This window comes from Stenotrophomonas sp. STEN018 (assembly GCF_056760235.1).
On the sequence record NZ_JBRREK010000037.1, the window covers coordinates 15,596 to 38,652 of the forward strand.

Sequence of the window (23,057 nt, forward strand, 5' to 3'; positions counted from 1 at the left end):
TATTCAGAAGGCGAGCGTCGCCCATTCGTTGAAGGGGCGCTCGGCAAGATCGCGCAGACGCTCGATGTTCTCCGGGTGCTCAAGAAGCCCGTGTCCACGCAGGGGAGTTGCCGAGTCGTATCGCAGCTTGGGCAGGGTCCGTGCGAAGGTCCGCAGGATGTCGCGTCGCTTGTCACCCAACAAACCAGCGGTGCGGGGGTTGCGCATGAGCTCGAAAGCAGTGCGGGCCAGGCCCGTTTCGGTGAGCAGCCGGCCAATCTGGTTGATCTTCGCCAGATAGCGATGGCTGTCAGAGAACAGGTCGTTGTCGAAGAATATCTGATCGTATAACAAGACGATTTCTTCGATCAGCTGATGGCCGGTACTCGCGGTGTCACTTTCACCGTGCACGCGGTAGACGCCCAGCCGATCCTGCACCGCGAAGCCAGGATGGTGGGCTGCCAACCGTGCTACGTTGTAGTGGTCACCCAGACTGCCGCGACGCAGCGAGCCCTGCGGCTGGAAGCGTTGGGCGGCACGGGCTGTGCCACCGACCGCATCGTAGCGTTGGCGGTCCATCACGCAGTACGAGGGCGCTATCCAGTTGGTGAAGCACAGATAGTCCATCAACCAATGCACGCCGCTGTCCAGCTCCGGGGCCATGTGTGCCATCTCTGGTATCAGACGATCACCAACCAAACGGCTGAAACGGCTGTAAGCAAAGCCGCACTGCGGGTGCGCCATGAGCCCATCGCGCACGGTGGCCTGGAGAAACTCCGGCTGCCAGTAATCATCGGCGCACAGCAGTACCCAGTAACGCGCTGAGGTCATGCCGTAGGCCTTGTCCACCGATGGGGCAGGCCCGATGTTGCTGGCATTGCGAACATAGTGGATGCGCGAATCGCTGCGTCGGTGGCGTTCGACCACTGACGCGGTATCGTCTTCGGATGCATTGTCGATTACCAGCACCGAAAAATCAGTGAAAGTCTGCGCCCGCACTGATTCCAGACATTCGTCTATGAAGTGCCCGTAGTTGTAGGTTGGAATGATGATATCCAGACTATGCATGGCGTTGCTCCCGCTCAAGTTCAAGTTCCCGACGAACGCTTCGCCGCCACTGCAAATACCTGGGCCGGGCCATTACCAACGTCGATATCCAGTACGTCCATGAGAAGCGGCTCCAGCCCGCAGCGGGCCAGCAGACGACGCAGACTCTCGCGCGAGAAGAAGTTTATGTGTTCGTGCCAATGACGTTTCTCGGTCCAGCGCTGCGGTTCGGACTCCAGCGTGCACATCAGGCGTTCGAAGGGAACCTCGAGGTAGAGCACACTTTGGCTGTCCATCAGCGCCACCACCTGCTGCAGCAGCTCGAATGGTTGCGGGACGTGCTCCAACACCTCGCTGAGCACCACCAGGTCGTAGTGCTGGGTAGCGGCAAGCGCAGCATCGACGCGGACTGCGCCGGCTACCAATGGGCGGTTGGATATGTCGAGGATATGTTGAGCCTCCGCACGCCCGCGAAATGGCGTGTTGATGCCAGTGTCACCACCGAAATCCAGAATCCGGGAAGGCGGTGGCATGCAATCCAGCAGGAAGCGCTCGACCTGCGGCACATAGTCTGCCCCGGCCAGCAGCTTGCCGTTGCGTTCGGCATAGCCGGGCTCCAGTGCATCGCGCAGTCGCGTGTAATCCTCGCCGCGATAGTCGGCATACAGACGTCCCAGCTCCTCGTCATCGAAGCGAATATCGAGAAACAGCGCGGCGCAGTCGTTGCAGTACACGGTGTTGCACACTGCATAGGCACGGCCTGGCGGCAAGTCGCGCAGCCCCCAATCGGCAGTCACTTCCACGACATCCCAGTCGAACACCCGTTTGGCGACAAAGGGCATGAGCACGGCCGGTGAGCGGGCGACATGCGTAGCTCCGCAACAGACGCAATGGCGGGCTATCGAGGCCACAAGTATCTCCCAGGTAGAAATTCAGACAGGTAGCCAAGGCGCATCAGGCTTGCCGCACCCTGCGCGAAACGGCGCTGGTATTGCCGTCCATTTCCGTCTCCAGTACTGCCAGCGGCAACAACGGACTCATGTCCTCCAACGGCATGGAGGCCATCGAGCCGTCGGCCTGGGGTATGGCTGCAACCTTCGGGCTCAGCACTTCATCATTGAGCAGCATCACTTCCACGATCATCGGGCCGGGCTGCGCGATGGCTTCAGCCAGGCCAGCGCTCAACTCGGCAGCATCACGGATGCGTTTGAACGGAAGTTCATAGGCGCGTGCCAGCTCCTGCAGGTCAGGCATCCACAGTCCGGCTTCGGGGCCCGTACCGACGTATCGGCCTTCGAAGTAGTTCCGTTGGGTGTTGCGTATCGACGCGTAGCCACCGTTGTTCATCACTACAAGGCAGATCGGCAGGTTGAAGCCGCGCAAAGTGGCCAGCTCCTGGATGTTCAGTTGCAGGCTGCCATCGCTCTCGACCGCAACCATGGGCTTGCGTTCATTTGCAAAACAGGCGCCAATCGCGGCGGGCAGGCCATAGCCCATGGCACCAAGGCCAGAGGTAAGAAAAACGCGCTGCCCGGGTCGGTTGCGGAACACCGTGTAGAACACTTCCACCGCGAGCCCCGAGCTGCCGGTGCTGACCAGGGTATCTGCGGGCACGGCTTCAGATAGCGCATCGGCAAACTGGAAGTGACTGATCGGGCCATCAGCGGCGAAGGGCTTGCCGTCGTTCACTCCATAACGCGCCTTCCAATCGTGGCAGCGTTGCAGCCAGGCAGGGCGACGAACCTCGTCCGCCCCCATGGTGGCGGCCAGCGCGGTGATGAACTGCGCGGCGTCGCTGGTGATGGCCACATCGATCGGCATGTCGAGTTTGGCGATTTCGTTGCTGTCGACATCAACTACCACCTTGTGCGCATTGCGGGCGAAGTCGCGCGGTGCATAGGCGGTGATGATGTTGTCCAGGCGACAGCCGATGCTGATCAGCAGGTCCGCATTCTGGATGGCGAAGTTGGGAGCACGCAGTGCGACAACGCCGGGCCGGCCAACAAACAGCGGGTGTTCGTATGGCAGCAGGTCCATCGCATTCCAGGTGCTGACCACCGGAACCCCAAGGGTTTCAACCAGTTTGCGGAAGGCGACGGCGGCACCGCCCAGGCGTACGCCATGCCCGGCAAGTATCAACGGGCGCTGCGCGCCTTCAAGCAGCTTGCGCACCTGCGCGAGCACGGCCGGGTCCAGCGGATGCGACGCGGCTACCTCGGTCTGCCAGCCAGACAGTGTCGATGGGTCAATCGGCGCGCCCTGGACGTCCAACGGTACGTCGATCCAGACCGGCCCGGCGCGGCCATCGCGGGCCAGGAATACGGCGCGCTCCAATTCGCGGCGGATGTCTTCGGGTTTTTCGATGGTGACCGCGTATTTGGTGATCGGTGCCACCACGCTGACGATGTCGACCTCCTGCACGCCCTTCTGGCGCAGCGCGGCCCCGCGCAACAGGTCGGCGCGTTTGACCTGGCCGGAGATCACCAGCAGCGGTACGGACTCGATCCAGGCGCCGGCAACGGCGGTAACCGCATTGGTTGCACCGGGGCCAGTGGTGACCATGGCCACGCCGAGGTTTTCGTTGATACGGCAGTATGCTTCGGCTGCGATCGCTGCGGCCTGCTCATGATGACAGGCAACCACTTCCAGTTCGGGGTGCTTGCCGACCGCGTCGTTGAGGTGCATGGCGCCGCCGCCTGGCAGCAGGAACACATGTCCTACGCCAAGCGCTGCGATGAAGTCGGCAATGTAGTCGGCAACACGATAGGGGCTAGCCACGTCAATCCATCCAATAGCTCAAGAGGGTCTTGCGATTCCGATTGGCATTGATTGCCTCATCGGTATAGAACGAGTCGTTGCTGAAGTGCGTGGATGACAGCTCTTCGATGATGGCGCCGCCATCGCTGTGGAAGGCATGGCGTACTTCAGGCTCAACGGTGACCACATCGCCGGGTTTGCATTTGCGCTCCACACCGTCGAGCTTCAGTACCAGTTCGCCGTGCAGCACATGGAAGGTTTCTTCCTTGCGCTGGTGGTACTGCTCTGGATGCAGCTGGCCGGGCAACAGCATCAGCAGCTTCTTGCAATAGCCGCGATTGACCACGGTAAGCATGGCCATGCCCACCTCGTGGAAGCGCTCAAGCCCGTAGTGGTGCGAGATCTCCAGATCGACCCGCCCCGGCACTACCACGTGGCTGCCGGCCAGCTGCGCGCGTACGTCCTGGACGATGTCCCAGACCTTGTCGCGGGTGTCGCGGCGATCGCTGTTGTCAGGGCCCAGTCCGGCATCGGCGGCGATGTCGTGGGTGGCGGTGAAGCTGGCGTACTTGGACCAGTCGTTGGCGGTGTACTGGCCATCCTCGGGAGGGAAGGCGAAGTACACGTCAGCGGCCTGCACAACCTCGCCGGCGGCGATCGGGCGACGGGTGAACACGCCGCGGCGGAGCGAACGCAAGCTGGCGCTCTCGGAGGCGTTGAATGGCAGGCGGTTATCGCCTTCACCGCACAGCAGCAGGGTCTGCTGTGCCGCCTGCAACCAGCGACGCACCTGTTCGGGGGAGGCCGAGTAGGCGTTGAGGGGATACTGCTCGGTCGGAAGGCCGACGTGCTTCTCGAAAATCCGCGCCCCCTTGGCCAATGCGATCTTGACGATATCGGTGTTGTCAGGGTTTTCGTGGGTAGAGAAGCCGACCCGCACGCCCGGATAGCGGCGGCGCAGGAAATCCACCTGCGACAGATGCATGTTGGCATCGGCGGTGGGGTACTCGCCAACGCAATGCAGGATCGCGAAATCCTTCTGGCGATGGGTGAGGAAGCTGACCAGTCGATCCAGCTCCTCCAGCGTCGAGCCTGCGGTTGAAACGATCAGTGGGCGCTGTGTCTGCACGACGCGCTCGAGCAGGGGCCAATCGCTCATGGAGCAGCTGGCGATCTTGATCGCATCCAGATCCTGCGCTTCGATCACGGCCACTGACGCCTCGTCGAACGGCGTGGACAGGCACAGGAATCCACAGTTGCGGATCTCGGTGACCAGCGCATCAAATTGGGCACGTGACAGCCTTGTCTCGCTGAAACGCTTGATGTACTTCAGGTCGTCGCGTCCACGCATTGCCGGGTGGATGAACGTATCCAGGTCGCGGTACTGCAACTTGAACGCAAAGCGGAACGGAAAGTCACGACAAACATCGGCAAAAGCACGGATCAGCGCGACACCGTGGGCCACGTCGCCCATATGGTTATTGGCCATCTCCAGCACGAACAGCGGCCGGTCGAACAAGGCCTCTGGTGCAGATGGGGAGCGTGCATCATTCATCGCTGTGTTCCTTTGTTAAGCCAGCTTTCGATCTGGCTTGCGGCGTGTTCAAGGTGGTCTTCGCTCAGGCCTGGCCACAGGCCGATCCAGAAGGTGTCTTTCATGACCTTGTCGGTCATCGGCAACTCGCCACTGACCCGGTAGTTCTGGCCCTGCATGTAAGGCTGGCGGGTCAGGTTGCCGGCAAACAGCAGGCGGGTGCCGATCTTGTGGCTGTCCAGATGGCGTAACAGGTCTTCGCGCAATACGCCGCTGCCATCACGCAGGGTGATCGGGAAGCCGAACCATGACGGGTCACTGCCGGGCGTGGCATATGGAAGAATCAGTTGCTCGCTGCTGCCGGACAAGCGCTGGTGCAGCCAGGCAAAGTTACGTTTGCGCGCGGCGATGAAGCCTTCCAAACGGTCCATCTGTGCCAGCGCGCAGGCGGCCTGCATGTCGGTGATCTTGAGGTTGTAACCGAGGTGCGAGTAGGTGTATTTGTGGTCGTAGCCTTCAGGCAGGCCGCCAAGCTGCCAGTCAAAGCGCTGCCCGCAGGTGTTGTCGGTGCCGGGCGCGCAATAGCAATCGCGGCCCCAATCGCGGAACGATTCAATGATCCGCTTCAGTCGCGGCGAGCCAGTGAACACCGCGCCGCCTTCACCCATGGTGATGTGGTGGGCCGGATAGAAACTCAGGGTGCCGATATCGCCGAAGCTGCCGACCAGTTTGCCGTTGTAGGTAGAGCCCAATGCGTCGCAGCAATCCTCGATCAGCCACAGGCCGTAACGATCACACAGTTCGCGTACCACGCCCAGGTTGAATGGGTTACCCAAGGTGTGGGCGAGCATGATCGCTCGGGTACGCGGGGTGATGGCGGCTTCGATCAACTCGGCGTTGACGTTGTAGGTGCCAAGTTCGACGTCGACGAAGACCGGCACCGCACCGCACTGGAGAATCGGGTTGACCGTGGTCGGGAAGCCCGCGGCGACGCCGATCACCTCATCACCCTTGCCGATGGCGCGTTCGCCCAGGCGCGGCGAGGTCAGCGTGGAGAATGCCAACAGGTTGGCCGAAGAACCGGAGTTGGTGGTCAGCACATTGCGGATGCCGAGGTAGCGCGACAGCTTCTTCTCGAAGGCGTCGTTGAAGCGGCCGGTGGTCAGCCAACCATCCAGCACTGCCTCCATCATCGACTTCAGCTCGGTGGCACCGATCACCTTGCCCGACGGCGCTACCGTGCTGCTGCCCGGTACGAAGGCGGACGGGGCCAGGTGGCGGTCGGCGTAATGCCCGACCAGCTCGGCAATCTGATGGCGCAGTTGGAGTTCATCGTGATTCATTGCGTGCTGTTCTGGAAATCTTCAATCTGGGTAAGGGTGTGTTGCTGCATGTCCGCGCCGGCCTGCCATGCCTGATGCCAGCGCACGGTCTGTGCAAGTGCCTGTGGCAGCGACCAACATGGTTTCCATGCAAGCAAGTGCCGTGCCTTGGCCGAATCCAACGCCAATAAGCCCGCTTCGTGGGGCTGCTGTGCGGCATCGACTTGCCAGTCTGCTTCGCCGGGCCAGAGCCTCGCTAGTTGCTCGACGACCGCACCGACGCTGGCGACATCGGCCGCATCCGGACCGAAGTTCCAGGCGGAGTCCGCGCCTTCCTGCTGCTGTAGCAGCGCCTGGGCCAGCAATAGATAGCCGTGCAGTGGCTCAAGCACGTGCTGCCATGGGCGGGTGGCGCCGGGATAGCGCAGGGTTACGGGTTGTTGCTGTTGCCACTGGCGCAGGATGTCGGGGAGCAGGCGTTCGGGCGACCAGTCGCCGCCGCCGATGACATTGCCGGCGCGTGCGGTGGCCAGCGCCACGCCTCGCGCCTGTAGATAGGACGCACGCCAGGAAGCGCACAGCAGCTCAACGGCGGCCTTGCTGCTGCTGTAAGGGTCGTGTCCACCCAGCGCATCCTGCTCGCGGTAAGGCCATACCCATTCGCGGTTGTCGTAGCATTTGTCGGTGGTGACAACCAGCACCGCACGGACGCTGTCGCATCGGCGCACCGCTTCCAGCAGATTGAGGGTGCCGGTGACATTGCTTGACCAGGTATCAACCGGGCTCCGGTACGACGCCCGTACCAGCGGCTGCGCGGCAAGGTGCAATACCAACTCGGGCTGCTGTCTGGCCAGTGCAGCGCTCAGGCGTTCGGCATCGCGGATGTCGGCCAGTTCGCCGTCGATCAGCGCGCCAAGCCGTGTCGCCTGCCACATTGATGGGCCGTCGCAAGCGGGTAGGGCATAGCCCTGCACTTGGGCGCCCATATGCTGCAGCCACAGTGCCAGCCAGCCACCTTTGAAGCCGGTATGGCCGGTGAGAAAGACCCGCCTGCCACGCCAGAAGTCCGGATTCACTGCCACAGCTTCCACTCCGCCTTGCCCTGTGACCAGCGCTCTTCGAGCAGGCTCTTGTCGCGCAGGGTATCCATCGGCTGCCAGAAGCCGTGATGCAGGAAGGACATCAGCTGGCCTTCTTCGGCCAGCCGCCGCATCGGCTCCTGCTCCCAGGTGGTGCTGTCGCCTTCGATGTAGTCGAATACGCCCGGCTCCAGCACGAAGAACCCGCCATTGATCCAGGCGCCATCACCTAGCGGTTTCTCCTTGAAGCCGCTGACCTGCGTGCCGCTGATGTCCAGCGCGCCAAACCGGCCTGGTGGTTGCACCGCGGTCACGGTGGCCATGCGGCCATGGCTGCGATGGAAGTCGACCAGGCCAGCGATGTCGATGTCGGCGACACCGTCGCCGTAGGTAAGGCAGAAAGCGCCATTGCCCAGATACTCACGCGCGCGCTTCAAGCGTCCGCCGGTCGAGGTGCTGTCGCCGGTATCCACCAGCGTCACCCGCCAGGGTTCGGCGTTGCGGTTGTGGATCTGCATCCGGTTCTCGGCCATGTCGAAGGTGACATCGGACATGTGCAAGAAGTAATTGGCGAAATACTCCTTGATCACATAGCCCTTGTAGCCAAGGCACACCACGAAATCGGTGATACCGAAGTGGGTATAGAGCTTCATGATGTGCCAGATGATCGGCTTGCCGCCGATCTCGATCATTGGTTTGGGCCGCAGGTGGGACTCCTCGCTGATGCGGGTGCCCAGGCCTCCGGCCAGGATGACGGCTTTCATTGCATTGACGGCAGGCTTCATGGGCAGGCAGGGCGGCGAGTGTTGGTGCGGACGGTGCAAGATTCGTGCCGTGGCGGAGGCAGCAGGCATCACCGACGCACCGAAGCGTGCATCGCAGGGCAGTGGAAGAGGGATCTGGCCGGCGAGTGCTTCGCCGGCTGCAAAGGGCTACGGGCCGGTGGCTTCGGCCGAGTCGCGCTCGATACCGTATTTGCGCAGCTTTTCAACCAGGGTGGTGCGACGCAGGCCGAGCAGTTGGGCGGCATGGGCGACGACGCCCTGGGTACGCTCCAGTGCTTCAGTGATCAGGTTCAGTTCGATGCCGGCCATGTGGTCGCGCAGGTCCATGCCTTCGCTGGGCAACTGGCTGCTGCTTTCCGGTGCAGTGATCTTGCTGATCAAGCCTGTGGCTTGGTTGGCTGCTTGCGCAGGTGCTGCGGCTAGCTTGCCAAGCAGCATCGGCCGCTCGTCGTCGCTGTTCGTTGCGGTGGCTAGATTTGCCTGGTCCCCACGGTAGCGGCTGGGCAGGTCCTGTACACGAACGGTGCCGCCGGGATGCAAGACGGCCAGGCGCTCGACCAGATTGGTCAGCTCACGCACATTGCCCGGCCAGGCGTAGCTGGCCAGCGCCTGCAGCGCTTCCGGGGCGAAACGGACTTCGCCACGGCCGGTGCGGGCCAGCTGGGTGGCGATGGTTTCCACCAGCATCGGAAGATCGCTGACGCGCTCACGCAGCGCGGGCACGTCGATCGGGAACACGTTGAGGCGATAGAACAGATCCTCGCGGAACTTGCCATCGGCGATACGCGATTCCAGGTCGCGGTGGGTGGCGGCGATTACCCGCACATTGCAGCGGATGGTCTGGTTGCCACCGACGCGCTCGAAGCTGCGTTCCTGCAGCACGCGTAGCAGTTTGACCTGCATCGGCAGGCTCATGTCGCCGATTTCGTCCAGCAGCAGGGTGCCGCCTTCAGCCATTTCAAAACGGCCCTTGCGCGCGCTCAACGCACCGGTGAAGGCGCCTTTCTCATGGCCGAACAATTCGCTTTCCAGCAGATCGGGTGGGATAGCACCACAGTTGATGGCGATGAATGGACCATCGCGGCGCGGCGAACGCTGGTGAATGGCGCGCGAGACCACTTCCTTGCCAGTGCCGGATTCGCCCAGCACCAACACAGTGGTATCGAAGTTGGAGACCTGCTCGATCAGCTGGCGCAGTTCGGTGACGGCTGGGCTGTGTCCGGTCGGGCCGCTGTCGCCGGCGTTGTCCGCCTGGTGCTCGGCGTCCAGTCGCTTGAGGCTGGCCCGGCGCAGCAGTGCTTCCATCTGCGCGTGGCGCATCGGCTGCTCCAGCGGCCAGACATTGGCTTCATGCAGGCCGTAGTGGCGTGAGAACGCCAGCGGGTCGCCTTCGGCCAGCAGGATCGGCGGCGGCAACGAGGTGCCCGCCAACCAGGTGAAAAACCCGGCGGCACGGTCGGCATCTTCAAGCGCGCCAACTACCACGGCCATCCAGTCGTTGCTGCGGTGACGGGTGATGTCGATGTCCTGCGCGTCGCTGACCCAGCGCGGGTTGAAGTCCATGAACTCCAACAGGGCCAGCGTGCGTTCGGCGCGGACGCCGTCGGCGTCGATCACCAGGATGCGTGACTCACTCATCTTCTTGCACCTTGAGTCCTTCCAGGATCGGCATCACTTCCTGGATGTAGGACAGCTTGCTGACAAAATTATCGGCACCGGCACGCAGTGCGTGTTCGCGGTGTTCGGCGTCATCAAAGTGACTGGCGATCACGATGTACGGCGGCTGGTCCTGGGTCTTGATCAGGCGCGTGGCCTGCAGGCCACCCATTTCCGGCATTGCCAGATCCATCAGTACCACCTGCGGGCGCAGCGTTTCGGAGCGTTCAATCGCTTCCAGCCCGTTGGCTGCACTGCCGACGACTTCCAGCCAGTCGATCTTGCGGAAGTGACGCATGGCAGCGTTGATGAAGCCTTCATGGTCGTCGACCAGCACTACGGTGAGCTTGTTCATGGGAATCCTTGGTCTCAGCCCACTCGGGCCAGCTGGGGCTTGCTGCTCTGCCGGCGACGTTCGCGGGCCGGGGCGATATCAAGCTGTTCGCGGTATTTTGCGACGGTCCGACGTGCAATGTTCACTCCCTGACGCGACAGCAGGCCGGCAATGGCCTCGTCGGCCAATGGCCGGGCTGCCGGTTCGGCATCGATCAGGCGCTTGACCATGGCTTTGACAGCCTGGCCGGAGACACTTGCGCCTTCCAGGCGTACAGCGAAGAAGTGCTTGAGTTCAAACGTGCCGCGCGGGGTCTGCAGGTATTTGCCAGAGGTGATCCGCGAGACGGTGGATTCGTGCATGCCGATCAGGTCGGCCACTTCCTTCAGGGTCAACGGCGCCATGCACTCGTCACCATTGACCAGGAAGGCGGCCTGACGCTCGATGATGACCCGTGCGGTACGCAGCAGGGTGTCGTAGCGCATCGACAGGCCCCGGGTCAGCCAGCGCGCTTCCTGCAGCATGTCGCGCAGGGGTTGGGCGGCTTCGCCGCTGCTGTCGGCAACCACCCGCTCGTAGCTGCTGTTGATGGCCAGACGCGGCGTGGTGGCCGGATTCAGAGCGACCCGCCATTGGCCGTCGGCGTGCCAGGCGACCACATCCGGAATAACAGTCAACTCCTGCTGCGGTAGCAGGGTTTCGCCCGGGCGGGGCTGCAGCGAGAGCACCAGACGAAAGGCCTCCTGCACGTCCTCCACCTCGGCATCCAGGGCGCGGGCCAAGGCTGGATAGTCGTGGCTGGTCAGCAGCTGCATATCGGCGTCTAGCAGGCGGCGCGCCAGGTTGCGGGCTGGGACCTGGCCGGGCAGGGCGGTGAGCTGGGCGAGCAGGCATTCGCGCAGGTCGACTGCGGCCATACCGGCCGGTTCGCCGTGCAGCAGGCGCTGGCGCAGGGCTTCGATATCGGCGCTGGTGCGGTCCAGGCGGGCGCTGGCCAGCTGGGTCAACTGGGCCAGCGGTGCCTGCAGATAACCGGCCTCATCGCAATGGTCCAGCCAGAAGCTGACCACGGCCAGATCGGCATCGTCCAGCTCATAGGCAAGGGCATTGAGGATGCGCAGCTGCGGATCGGTGGACTCGCCCGCAGCGACGCGCGCCATGCGGTCTTCGTCGTCCGCATTCCAGCTGGCACCGGGCACATCCCACAGGTTGCTTTCGGGGAGTTCATCAAACGCTGCAGTTTCAGCCTGTGCAACATCGCCTTCAGTCGCTGCCGGCGCGTCCTCTGCCTGCTCCTGCAACTCCAGCAGCGGGTTGCTCTCCAGTGCCTGGCGGACCTCAAGCTCCAGCTGCATGCCGTTGAGCTGCAGCAAGCGAATCGATTGCAGCAAAGCAGGCGTGAGATGGAGTTGCTGGCCCAGTTGGGCAGAGAGTGTGGCTTTCATGCGTTTCCCCGTTGCGACCGGTTGATGGCCGCGTTGTGGAACGCATCTTGCGTGCTTCATGTCAGGGCGGTAATAGGTGTTGGCCCTATAGCTGTCAAAACTAACCCTACGTGCTGTAGGTGAATCCCCTACTAAGCGTCGATTTATTGGCGCAATGCAATCAGGGTATTTCTACAAGCCATTGATTTTCATGACTTGCCAGCTATTGGTGACGGCTTTTCGATTTCGTGACGTAGCTTCGCTTTTACTGGCGTGCCAACATCAGGCAAGGTCGTTTTCGTGGCGCAGTGCCAGCAGAAGCAGATCGTTGGCGCGGCGGCAGCCCAGCGATTCCATCATCCGCGCGCGATGGGTTTCGACCGTCTTGATACTGATGCCCAGGTCGGCAGCGATTTCCTTGGTGGTCTGGCCGGTACCCAGGCGTCGCAGGATCTGCTTCTGTCGCGGGGAAAGTGCGCCAATACCAGTAGCGCGCTCCCTGCCAATCAGTGGCGCAAGCATCTTTGCTGAAATCTGCGGACTCAGGAAAACCTGGCCGGCATGGGCGGCGCGCAGTGCCAGCTCCAGCTCGGCCGGGGCAGCATCCTTGACCAGGAAGCCCACGGCGCCGCGATCCAATGCGTCACGTACATGTGCAGCGTCATCGTGCATCGACATCATCACCGCACGTGCATGTGGCAGTCGCTGGCGGATATCGGTCAATGCTTCGAGCCCGGATCGGCCGGGTAGCGACAGGTCTAGCAAGATCAGGTCCGGCACATGGAACAGGGCCATCTCCAATGCCTGCTCGGCATTGCTGGCTTCGGCCACCACCTGGATGCCGTCAAATGTCTGTAGCAGCCGGGTAAGCCCAGCACGAACCAAGGTGTGGTCGTCGACAATAAGAACGCGCACAGGAGACCGGGTCATATCAGAAGGCTGCACCTTAGCGGAGCAGCGAGGCGGGCGCCAGAGCACAAAGTGGCAGTGTGCTCACCGGTTGCGGCGACTATCAGCAATCTGCTTGCGATGCAGGCGGAACAAATGGCGTTCCAGTGCTGCCAGCAAGGCTTCGTTCTGTGTATCCAGGCGTAGCCACAGCTGCACGCCCTGTGCTGTATTTGCTTCGGCCAGGACTACAACAGGCAGTTCGATGGCGTCTGGCAGCCATTCGGCAGGTTGCAGGCAGACAACGCCGGAGGTGCCAGCTGCGAGGCCGCTGATCTGCTCGCGCTGCAGGCGCAGGCCATGCCGCGACCAGCGCAGCTGGGTGGCTGCCGCAACCGGAGCCTCGCGCTGGAGCAGGCGCCCCAGCAGCACCAGGGTCAGATCCAGGCGTGCCTCCAGCCGCTGCAGTTGCAGGCTGTTGTCGTTGCGCTCGTCGCTGTCATCCGCGGTGCGGGCGTCTTCGACCAAGGCGATGCTGCGCAGGAGCATCTCGGCACTGCCTGGGCGCTTTACTTTGGTACCGGCTTCGAACACCGCGGGCAGCGACAGTTCACAACTGAGTGTGTCGTCGAACAGCTCGGTTTCTGCAGGGTGGGCGATGCCGGTAGGATTCATGCCAGTGTTCCAGCCTGTTGATAAGCGCTGGCCGCACGGGTGGATTGACGCTCGGCGCGCAGGTGCAGGGCAGCTTGGTCGCGCAGGTCCCGCATCCGCTCGGTCACGGCTTGCTGTTCTTCCAGCAGTGCCTGCAGGGCATCGGCGCTTCCGGCTGCGCCATTGGCCAGAATGTAGCTGCGTAGGCGCTGATCGTGGGCGGCGACAATTTGTTCTGCGCCCTCGTGATCTTCGGCGTCGATGGCATTCTTCAGGGCATCCAGATCTGCGTGCAGATCATCGAGTGCCTGGCTGGCGGTGTCGGCCATCAGCGTGCACCGCTGGCGGTGGGCATGCTGCGCTGCTCTGCAGGAATTGCATTCCAGGCCGATTCGATCTCGTTCATCAGCGACAGTGACTCCTGCAGGGCATTGACGTCGTTGTTGAGATTACCCTCGGTCAGGCGGTGCAGCACGTAGTCGTACAGCGCCGACAGATTGCCCGCCACATCACCACCGGCTTCATGGTCCAGCGAGCCGTTGAGATGGCCGATGATGGCACAGGCCTCGCCGATCGCCTTGCCTTTCAAGGCCTGATCGCCACTGGCCAGACAGGCCTCGGCGCGGCGGATGCGTTCGCCGGCACCCTCGAGCAACAGGGCGACAAGACGATGGGGGTCTGCATCGACGACACGGCTTGAAACCCCGACCTTGCGGTATTGCTCGGCATAGTGGCGGTTGGCACCGTACATGTGGATGGGACTCCTTTGATTCAGCCGCTGGGCGAGATGGTCGTCAAAGCGGTAGGTGGTGGTGGATGAGTGTCAATACGCGCGGAGGGCCAGCAACTGCTAGGACTTGGACGCCAGCTGCTGGCTCAGATAGTTGCTGGTGCTCTGCATTCCGGCGACCAGCTTGTCCATCGCCGTGAACTGTTTGGTGTAGCGTTCGGAGACACTTTCCATGCGCGCATCAAGCGCGTCCAGATCCTTTTCGAGCTTCTTGATCTGCTTGTTCAGCGAATCAGTGCGCAGGGTCAGCGTACCGGTGCTGTCCAGGTTGCTCTTGAGCATGGTGGTCATGCCACTGGAAAGTGTGCCTTTGCTGCCTAGCAGAGCCTCGGCCGCACCCGGGTTTTCCGCGACGGTCTTGTCGAAGGTACTGCTACTGAAGCTGAGCGTGCCGTCCTTGTTGATGGCTACGCCGAGCGCCTTCAGGTCGACGACATTGGCGCTGAGCTGGCTGCGCATCTGCTGTTGCAGGCCGCGGATCATCGAGTCGCCGGTCAGCGTGGATGCCTTGTCAGTTTTGGCGTCATAGCTGGTCGCGTTCTTCAGCAGGGTGGTGGTCGCGTTGTACGCACTGACGAACGCCTGCAGGTTGATCTTCAGTGGCGAATTGTCCTGGGCAACCGTCAGCGTGCGGGTGGTGCCCAGCTCGGCCTTGCTCAGGTTGAGGGTGATGCCGGGAATGATGTCGGTGATCGCGTTGCTGCTGGATTCGCGCTCGAAACCATCTACACGCACCTTGGCGTTGGTGGCCGCGGTGGTCTGGCTCATGCCGCCGGCAGCCCCGTCCCATGTCAGTGCGGATAGACCGCCGTTGCCACCACTGGCGCTCACCTTCAGTGCACCATCGGTGCCTGCATTGACTGCGTTCATCACCAGATGCTGGCCATCACTGGCGGTGATGATGGTGGCGTTGACGCCTTTGCCATTGGCCGCTTTGTTGATGGCAGCGGCGATTTCAGTCAGCGTTGCGCCTTCGGCGACATCGACGTCAAGTGTCTTGTCGCCCCAGGCGAACGACAGTTTGCCGTCGCCTACCGGTGCATCAGCGGCGAAGGCACCGGAGCTCAGCTTCTGGGTGGTTGCCAGGCTCAGTACTTCAACGTTGTAGGTCCCGGCCGTAGCCAGGGTTTTACCGGTACTGGCATCGGTGATGACGCTGGTGCTGAAGCCTGAGCCTTCCGGAACCGTGGCCTTGTAGGAGCGGATATCCGAACTTTTAACCATCGCCTCAAGTGCCGACTGCAGGCCACTCAACGAGCTCTTGATGTTACCCAGTGCCGATAGCTTGGCAGTGGCCGCAGTACCCTGCGAATTGATCCGATTGTCGGCAGGCTTGCGCTCGGCAGCGACCAGCTTGGCGACGATGGTCGGAATGTCGAGGCCGGAGCCGACAGCAGCGAGAGATGAGGTGGCCATGGTGTTTCCTTGTTCGAGGCGGAAGGACGCCTGTGCAGCTATCCCTTGTATCGGCACGCCTGCCCAGCAACTTTAGGCAGACGGCGACGGTTGCCGTGCAGACCATGCAAGCGGCGTGCCTCAATCGGCATCGCCCTGGCTACACCCGCTGCAAACGCGGAACCCCCGCCAGCTGGCAGGGGTTCCGGGAACGTCACTGGCATGCCGGTAAACCGGCACCTCAGTGTGCTTAGCGCAGCAGGCTCAGCACGTTCTGGGTAGAGCTGTTGGCCTGCGACAGCATTGCGGTACCTGCCTGCTGCAGGATCTGGTTGCGGGTCAGTTCGGCGGTTTCCTTGGCATAGTCAGCGTCGCGGATGCGGCTACGCGAAGCGGACAGGTTTTCCGAGGTGGTCGACAGGTTGGAGATGGTGGAGCTGAAGCGGTTCTGGATCGCACCCATGTCGGCGCGCGAGCTGTTGACCGCGGTCAGTGCCTTGTCGACGATTTCCAGAGCCTTCTGCGAACCAGCGAAGTTCGAGATATCCAGCTTGCTGGCATTCTTGGCATCGCTGACATTGGTGGCGGTCTGCACGGTGAACGCGGTGCCGGCCGTCAGGCCGCCGCCGCTGATGGTGCCCAGGCTCATGGCTGAGGTGAACTGGTTGCCCTTGACCGACTGCAGCGTGATCGCGCCGTTGGAGTCGTCGATCTTGGCGTAGACACCGGTCTGGTCCATCTTGTCGTTGATGGCCGAAGCGATCTTCTTGTTGACCGACAGGGTCGATTCGCCGGCTTCGAACTTGACGGTATCGATGTTGACGGTCTTTGCAGTTGCGCCGGCGCCGGTGCCAGTTACAGCGATGGAGATGCCACTGACGTTACCGGCGGCGGTGGCAGCAGTGCCGGAAGCGATGACGTTGACGGCCGTGGTGTCGACGGCGAAGTTCATCGTGCCTAGACTGGTGGTCTTTGCATCGACGATGCTGTTGATGCCGATGGTCTGGCCCGAGTCAGCGCCGACCTGGAACAGGGCGCCGGAGAAGCTGCCGTCCAGCAGCTTGGTGCCGTTGAAGTTGGTCTGGTTGGAGACGCGGTCGATTTCCTTCAGCAGCTGGTTGACTTCCGAGTTCAGCGCTTCGCGGTCGGTCGAGGAGTTGGTAGCGTTGGACGACTGCACAGCCAGCTCGCGGATACGCTGCAGGTTGTTGCCGATTTCGACCATCGCGCCTTCAGCGGTCTGGGCCAGCGAGATGCCGTCGTTGGCGTTGCGGGTTGCAACGTCCAGGCCGCGGATCTGGGTGGTGAAGCGCTCGGAGATGGCCAGGCCGGCGGCGTCGTCCTTGGCACTGTTGATGCGCAGGCCCGAGGACAGGCGCTGGATCGAGGTGGCCAGGCTGGAGCCGCTCGTGTTCAGGTTGCGCTGAGCATTGAGCGACATGATGTTGGTGTTGATGACTTGTGCCATGATTTCGGATTCCTTTTTGTCGTTTGATCCGGCAGCTCAACCTGACCGGTACTGAGTGCAGTGGGAGTTGCCGTAGGGGCCGCAGTACCGCTGCTGATATCAATAACGGCAGCACCCAGCCGCCCTTTAGGGCTTGCGTAAGATCTGTTTGACAAAAATTGCCGCCCATCGCCGGGAGCGCTCGGAATCTGGCTGTGGGAGCAGCGTAAGCCGCGAAGCTGACAGCGTTCGCGGCCAAGCCGATGTGGGATCTGATGATTCCTGGGCCTCGCGGCGTAAGCCGCCGCCACATGCATCGATGAAACAAGCCATGAAAGCAAAAACCCCGGCATGCCGGGGTTTTTGTTTGCGCACGTGGAGCCGGCTTACTTCAGCAGGCTGAGCACGTTCTGCGGCACCTGGTTGGCCTGGGCTAGCATGGCCGTACCGGCCTGCTGCAGGATCTGGGTGCGGGTCATTTCGGCGGTTTCCTTGGCGTAGTCCGCATCGCGGATACGGCTGCGGGAGGCCGAGAGATTCTCCGAGGTGGTCGCCAGGTTGGCGATGGTGGAGGTGAAGCGGTTCTGGATCGCACCCATTTCCGCACGCGAGCTGCTGACCGAGGTCAGTGCCTTGTCGACGATCTCGATGGCGCGCTGTGAGCCGGCGAAGTTGGAGACGTCCAGATCTTCCATGTGACGGATGCCACCGCCGTTGGCGGCGACACCGGCAGCTGCGGTGGCTGCGCCTAGGTCAGCGGCCAGCGACACGGTGATACCGGTGCCACCCGCCAAGGTCCCATTGGTGACGCCGCCGAAGTCCTGGCCGGCCTTTACCGAGGTTAGCTTGAGCGCGCCGCCCTCAACCGTTGCGTACATGCCGGTTTGGTCGAGCTTGTTGTTGAAGGCTTGCGCGACCTTCTTCTGCACGGCGGCAGCGTCGTCGCCGACGTCGATCTTGATATCGTCAAGCTTGATCTGGGTAGCAGCGGCAGCGCCGGCCGGAGTAACGCTGACGGTAATGCCGCTGATCGAACCTGAGGCCGTCGCTGCGGTGCCGCCAATGCCGGTGCCGCTGACGTTGTCGGCAAAGCCTGCCTTGCCCAGCGTATCGATATTGGCATCGACGATGGCATTGATGCCGATGGTCTGGCCGGAGTTGGCGCCCACCTGGAACAACGCGCCGGTGAAGCTGCCGTCGAGCAGCTTGGTGCCATTGAAGCCAGTCTGGTTGGCAACGCGGTCGATTTCCGACAGCAGCTGGGCGACTTCGGCGTTCAGCGCTTCACGATCGGTGGCGGAGTTGGTGGCGTTGGACGACTGCACCGCCAGTTCGCGGATACGCTGCAGATTGTTGCCGATCTCGACCATCGCGCCTTCAGCGGTCTGGGCCAGCGAGATGCCATCATTGGCGTTGCGTACGGCAACATCCAGGCCGCGGATCTGGGTACTGAAGCGCTCGGAGATCGCCAGGCCAGCAGCATCGTCCTTGGCGCTGTTGATGCGCAGGCCCGAGGACAGACGCTGGATGGACGTCGCCAGGCTGCTGCCGCTGGTGTTCAAGTTGCGCTGAGCGTTCAGCGACATGATGTTGGTGTTGATGACTTGTGCCATGGGACTTCTCCGTTGTGTTCGGTGACGTGGTGCGTATGAGGAGGCGTTGTGTATTGGAATTTCGGAATCAGCGGATCATGTTGAACAGCGACATCGACTGCATCTGGGTGAAGATGGTCTGTGCCGCCTGCAGGGCCGCGCCTTCGAGCTGGTACTGCCCGATGGCCTCGGCGTAGTTGAGGTCGCGCAACTGCGAGAGGGAACTTTTCAAGGTGATGCTGTTGGCTTCGCGCAGCGAAGCTGCATCGTCGATTGATTTGAGCTGTGCGCCACCAGCGGCGCGCGCATCAATCAAACTGCCAGATGCCTGCGCGACATCGCGGATACTTGCCTGCAGTGCGTTCTGTTGTGCGGTACGTCCGGCTTCGGTGGAGGTATCCATCTGCAGCGTCTGCACCAGCTGATCGATGGTGCTGAACACGTCGCGGGTGCTGGCCTGCCCGGCAGTGAATGCATCGCCAGCGGCCGGCGTTCCTTCGATGCGAACGCGCAGGCCCTGGAAAACGATGTCCTCACCGGTCTTGTACGTGCCATTGCCAACTACGGTATTGCTGGCATCCAGCACTTCATAGGTATCGGCGGCGGTAAAGCGCAATGTGTAGCTGTCGCCGTTCCAGTTGCCGGAACCGTCGCGGCTGATATCGGTGAGCACCGCCTTGCCGGTATTGCCGGCGACTGCCGCCGCATCAACGGTGCCATCACCTGTACGGATACGCAGGAAGACCTCACTGCCGGGCTGTGCATCCTTGACGAAGGTGCCCGGTGCAACCTCGACCTGGCGTTGAATCTGGTCACCGTTGTAGGTGACCGTGCCATTGGCAAGGGTGAACGGAACGGCGGCATCGGATGCACCGCCGAATACATAGCGGCCGTTGCCATCGCTGGTGTTGGCCAGGGCCAGCATCTGGTCCTTGATCGACTGCAGCTCAGCAGAGACTGTCTTGCGGTCCTCGGCAGACAGCGCAGCGCTGTTGGCTTGCACGCTCAACTCCGACACCCGTGCCAGCAACTCTCCGGCTTGGGCCAGTGCATTCTCCTGCAGGCCCAACCGGTTCTGGGCGGTGTTGGCGTTCTTGCCCAGCTGTTCCAGCTCGGCCAGAACGCGATCCATGCCGACAGCGGTACCAGAGGCGACCGGATCATCCTTGGCCGTGACGATCTTCTTGCCGGTGGCCAGCTGCTGCTCAAGATGATTCATCTTGCTCTGCTTGGACAACATCAACGAGACCGACTGGTCATACATCATGTTGCTGGAGATACGGTTACTCATCAGCCCACCGCCTTCAAGATCGTCTGGAACATGGTGTCAGCGGTGGAAATCAGCTGCGATGCGGCCTGATAGGCCTGCTGCAGCCGGAGCATGTCCGCCGCCTCCTCATCAAGGTTTACCCCGGAGATCGAATCCCGCGATGCCTTGGCGTTGTCATTGATCACCTGCTGTGCCTGCAGCGAGTAGTCGGCGGCGCGTGCAGCGGAGCCGATCTGGGTGGTCAGCCCGCCCAGCGCGCCGTTCAAGGTGACGGTGCCGCCGTTGAACGCCTTGGCGTCCTCGACATTGGCAAGACGCGACGCATTGCCGTTATCACTGGAACCTGCAGCGGTCTTGCCGATAGTGAAGCTGTCGCCGGCCTTGGGCTTGCCATCGAGCACCACACTCCAGCCATTGGCGCTGATGGTCTGGCCGGGCGTGTACGGGTACGGGCCGGCACCATCGATGGTGTAGTTGTTGGCGTCGACAAAGGCGATAGCCGCCGGATTGAGCAGGGCAGGGTTGCCTGCATTCACCACATCCAGCTTGCCAAGTACGCCGGTGCCGGTATTGTTCAGCCCGGCGCTACCTTTGACCGGGTTGGCGGCGGCAATGCGCGAGGGGTCGGTGATCGCCACCGACAGATCATTGGTCGCGCCCGCGGTCGGCTGCAGCAGGAAGCGGTCATTGGTGGCCGGCGTACCCCCGACAACGAACCTGACGCCATTGACCACGAACGGATCGGCGGCGGTGCCGGTGCCGGTCATCGGCACTGCAACGCCGGTATCGGCTCGGCTTGCCTGCCAGTTGCTGCCATCGAACTTGAGCAGCAGGTTCTGGCCATCCAACGCAGCAAGATCGCCGTAGCTGGCGCTGAGCGTGGCGCTGCCGGTGTTGCTGCTATGCCCGGAGATCTTCGGCGTACCGAGATTGAAGAAATTGCCACCCATGTCGCCATACAGGTCCATGCCTTCGGCATGGGCCTGATTGAACGACTGCGCCATGCCGACTGCGATCCGGCCCAGCTCGGCCTGCGCCGGGGTCAGCACGGTTTCGCGGAACTCGATCAGGCCGCCGATCTGGCCGCCCAGCGCCTTGCTGTCCAGAGTCACGGTCATGCCCTGGGTCTTGATTGCAAGGCGCAGGCGCTCGGGCTGATACGGGTCAGCGGCAGTGGTGATCTGCGAGGCGGTAGTGCCGACCACCAGTGCGTGGCCGCCGGCGGAGTAGACGTTCATGACGCCGCCGTCCTGGATCACCGCCGTACCGCCGGTGTAGCCAACCAGCTTGGAGATCAGCTGGTCGCGGCGATCCAGCAGGTCCGGCGCCGCTGCGGCGGCGTTGCTGCCGATGGCGCCATTGATCTGTGCGATTTCCGAAGCCAGTCGATTGACCTCGGTCGCGGCGGAGATCAGGCCGTTGTTGACCTCGCTGTTCAGGCCATCGAGATTGGCGTTGAGCTGCTTGTACCGGTTGACCAAGGTACTGGCGTTGTCCAGCACATCGCGGCGGTCAGCGGTGCCGGATGCGTTGGACGCCAACCCATTGACGGCGTCAAAGAAGTTGGACCATACGCCGCTGACGTTGGTGGCCGCGTCGGAGAACAAGGCGTCAACGCGGTCGGCCATGCCGGACAGCTGCTGCAGCCGCGCCAGTTCGCCATTGCTGTCCAGCAGGCGCGAAATCGCCAGCTGATCGGCGACACGGCGAATGTCGGTGATTTTGGTGCCGTTGCCGACGTCGCCATAACCCACGTTGCTCGGATCGCGCGTGGCAAAATCCACCTTCTGCCGGCTATAGCCGTCAGTCTTGATATTGGCGACGTTGTGGCTGACGGTGGCCAGCGCCCGTTGGAAGGCGATCAGTGCGCTGGTGCCAGTGGAAAGAACATTAGACATGGACGGCTATCTCAACGACGGGTGATGCCGGTAGCACCGGCGTTACTGGCAAAGGTCTGGCCCAGTCGCGCACCGGCATCGCCGATGGCGGCGACGGCGCGCTCGATGGTGGGGCCGGCGGCAATGGCGGCGATCTTGGCCGCGTAGGCCGGATCGGTGGCATAGCCGGCACGCTGCAGGCCCTGGGCAAAGCTGCGCACATCGCTGCCGGCGCTGAGTGCGGCCTGGTAGCGAGGGCTGGTCTTCAGCATGCGGACATAGTCGCCAAAGCTCTCGGCCATCGAGCCATAGGCGCGGAAGCTGGCGGTCTCGTTGCGGCGCTGGCCGTTGACGTATTCGTGGGTACCGGTGGTGGCGCGTTCGCCACTCCAGCCGTTGGCCTTGATGCCGAACAGGTTGTGGCTGCTGTCGCCGTTGTCGCGCTTGATATGCCGTTTGCCCCAGCCGGTCTCCAACGCTGCCTGTGCGACCAGCGCACGTGGATCAACACCGAGCTCGCGCGCGGCGCGCTCGGCATGCGGCCAGATGCTGGCGACGAAGCCCTCCGGGGTGTGCTTGCCCAGCTTGTCGGCAGCAACATTGGCGGTGGCGGTATCAACCGCATCCCCACGCTGCGCCGCCGACACCTTGCTCCAGCGGTCGTCGCTCATCGCCCAATCGGCGGACAGCGCAGTCGGAGAGTTGTCCTGATAGGGATTGGCGTTGTTCAACGCAGCATGGAAGCTGCTGCTGTCGCGACCAGCTATCAGATCCAGGGCCTGCGCCTGCGGCGCCATATAGGTGGATTGGTCATTGAGGTTCAGCGAGGACAGCGGATCCTCGCCAACTTCGGGGGCTGCATTCAGTGGCAGGCCAGTAGCTGTAGGGGCAGTCAATTGGTAGGCCCGTGCAGCAGCGGCGGGCTTGATGCTGGGATCTACGACGGGTGCTGCTACGCCATCCGCGCCACCCAATTGACGCGCAATCATCGACGAAAGCCCAAGCCCTCGGCCGCGCGTCATCGCCTCGGCGATGCGTTGGTCGTACATCTCGCGGAACATCTGGTTTTCGCCCGGGAACAGCGAATCGCCAAAGCTCGCATCGCGCATGCTCTTGACCAGCATCTGCGCGAACTGACCCTCCAGCTGGCGTGCAACCTTGTCGATCTTCGCCGGGTCATTGGCGATGGCCGGATTCAGTTCCAGCGAGGGCGCGGCAATACGCATG

At 62.5% G+C, this 23,057-nt stretch carries 20 protein-coding genes; all 20 read right to left on the reverse strand.

Annotated features, from left to right (window positions below):
* Nucleotides 1-3: 3 nt before the first annotated feature.
* On the reverse strand, nt 4-1,047 hold the full coding sequence (locus tag ACVOMB_RS14420; RefSeq protein ID WP_481531811.1) for a glycosyltransferase family 2 protein: 1,044 nt from the start codon (nt 1,045-1,047) through the stop codon (nt 4-6).
* Between the two features lie 20 nt (nt 1,048-1,067).
* Entirely contained in the window at nt 1,068-1,868 is an 801-nt protein-coding gene (locus tag ACVOMB_RS14425; RefSeq protein ID WP_481531812.1) for a class I SAM-dependent methyltransferase, read from the reverse strand.
* Between the two features lie 112 nt (nt 1,869-1,980).
* Nucleotides 1,981-3,804, reverse strand: a complete 1,824-nt coding sequence (locus ACVOMB_RS14430; protein WP_481531813.1) for a thiamine pyrophosphate-binding protein — start codon at nt 3,802-3,804, stop codon at nt 1,981-1,983.
* A 1-nt stretch (nt 3,805) separates the two neighbouring features.
* The gene (locus ACVOMB_RS14435) at nt 3,806-5,338 is read right to left on the reverse strand and encodes an N-acetylneuraminate synthase family protein (RefSeq protein WP_481531814.1); all 1,533 of its coding nucleotides are present in this window, start codon (nt 5,336-5,338) and stop codon (nt 3,806-3,808) included.
* Nucleotides 5,335-6,660 (reverse strand): lipopolysaccharide biosynthesis protein RfbH, encoded by a 1,326-nt coding sequence (gene rfbH / locus ACVOMB_RS14440; protein WP_481531815.1) that lies wholly within the window; start codon nt 6,658-6,660, stop codon nt 5,335-5,337. Before rfbH ends, ACVOMB_RS14435 begins: the two co-directional genes overlap by 4 nt.
* Nucleotides 6,657-7,721: a CDP-glucose 4,6-dehydratase gene (gene rfbG, locus ACVOMB_RS14445; protein ID WP_481531816.1), complete on the reverse strand. Its 1,065-nt coding sequence runs from the start codon at nt 7,719-7,721 to the stop codon at nt 6,657-6,659. The genes rfbH and rfbG overlap by 4 nt, the downstream gene beginning before the upstream one ends.
* A complete protein-coding gene (gene rfbF / locus ACVOMB_RS14450) occupies nt 7,712-8,482 on the reverse strand; it encodes a glucose-1-phosphate cytidylyltransferase (RefSeq protein ID WP_481531817.1) in 771 nt (256 codons plus the stop codon). Before rfbF ends, rfbG begins: the two co-directional genes overlap by 10 nt.
* A 168-nt stretch (nt 8,483-8,650) precedes the next feature.
* A complete protein-coding gene (locus ACVOMB_RS14455; protein WP_481531818.1) occupies nt 8,651-10,141 on the reverse strand; it encodes a sigma-54 dependent transcriptional regulator in 1,491 nt (496 codons plus the stop codon).
* Nucleotides 10,134-10,514, reverse strand: a complete 381-nt coding sequence (locus tag ACVOMB_RS14460; RefSeq protein ID WP_313172108.1) for a response regulator — start codon at nt 10,512-10,514, stop codon at nt 10,134-10,136. The genes ACVOMB_RS14455 and ACVOMB_RS14460 overlap by 8 nt, the downstream gene beginning before the upstream one ends.
* A 14-nt stretch (nt 10,515-10,528) precedes the next feature.
* Entirely contained in the window at nt 10,529-11,938 is a 1,410-nt protein-coding gene (gene rpoN / locus ACVOMB_RS14465) for an RNA polymerase factor sigma-54 (protein WP_481531819.1), read from the reverse strand.
* A 261-nt stretch (nt 11,939-12,199) separates the two neighbouring features.
* Entirely contained in the window at nt 12,200-12,832 is a 633-nt protein-coding gene (locus ACVOMB_RS14470; protein ID WP_481531836.1) for a response regulator, read from the reverse strand.
* 78 nt (nt 12,833-12,910) lie between these two features.
* Nucleotides 12,911-13,480: a PilZ domain-containing protein gene (locus ACVOMB_RS14475; protein WP_481531820.1), complete on the reverse strand. Its 570-nt coding sequence runs from the start codon at nt 13,478-13,480 to the stop codon at nt 12,911-12,913.
* Nucleotides 13,477-13,788, reverse strand: a complete 312-nt coding sequence (locus ACVOMB_RS14480; protein ID WP_481531821.1) for a hypothetical protein — start codon at nt 13,786-13,788, stop codon at nt 13,477-13,479. The genes ACVOMB_RS14475 and ACVOMB_RS14480 overlap by 4 nt, the downstream gene beginning before the upstream one ends.
* Nucleotides 13,788-14,210 (reverse strand): flagellar export chaperone FliS, encoded by a 423-nt coding sequence (gene fliS / locus ACVOMB_RS14485; protein ID WP_481531822.1) that lies wholly within the window; start codon nt 14,208-14,210, stop codon nt 13,788-13,790. Before fliS ends, ACVOMB_RS14480 begins: the two co-directional genes overlap by 1 nt.
* Before the next feature lie 99 nt (nt 14,211-14,309).
* On the reverse strand, nt 14,310-15,665 hold the full coding sequence (gene fliD, locus ACVOMB_RS14490) for a flagellar filament capping protein FliD (protein ID WP_481531823.1): 1,356 nt from the start codon (nt 15,663-15,665) through the stop codon (nt 14,310-14,312).
* 229 nt (nt 15,666-15,894) lie between these two features.
* Entirely contained in the window at nt 15,895-17,112 is a 1,218-nt protein-coding gene (locus ACVOMB_RS14495; protein WP_481531824.1) for a flagellin, read from the reverse strand.
* Nucleotides 17,113-17,477: 365 nt separating this feature from the next.
* Nucleotides 17,478-18,704, reverse strand: a complete 1,227-nt coding sequence (locus ACVOMB_RS14500; protein WP_481531825.1) for a flagellin — start codon at nt 18,702-18,704, stop codon at nt 17,478-17,480.
* A gap of 67 nt (nt 18,705-18,771) precedes the next feature.
* Nucleotides 18,772-19,974, reverse strand: a complete 1,203-nt coding sequence (gene flgL / locus ACVOMB_RS14505) for a flagellar hook-associated protein FlgL (RefSeq protein WP_481531826.1) — start codon at nt 19,972-19,974, stop codon at nt 18,772-18,774.
* On the reverse strand, nt 19,974-21,851 hold the full coding sequence (gene flgK, locus ACVOMB_RS14510) for a flagellar hook-associated protein FlgK (RefSeq protein WP_481531827.1): 1,878 nt from the start codon (nt 21,849-21,851) through the stop codon (nt 19,974-19,976). The genes flgL and flgK overlap by 1 nt, the downstream gene beginning before the upstream one ends.
* 11 nt (nt 21,852-21,862) lie before the next feature.
* Nucleotides 21,863-23,056 carry a flagellar assembly peptidoglycan hydrolase FlgJ gene (gene flgJ, locus ACVOMB_RS14515; protein WP_481531828.1) on the reverse strand — a complete coding sequence of 398 codons (1,194 nt, stop codon included), beginning with the start codon at nt 23,054-23,056 and terminating at the stop codon, nt 21,863-21,865.
* Nucleotide 23,057: the final 1 nt, after the last annotated feature.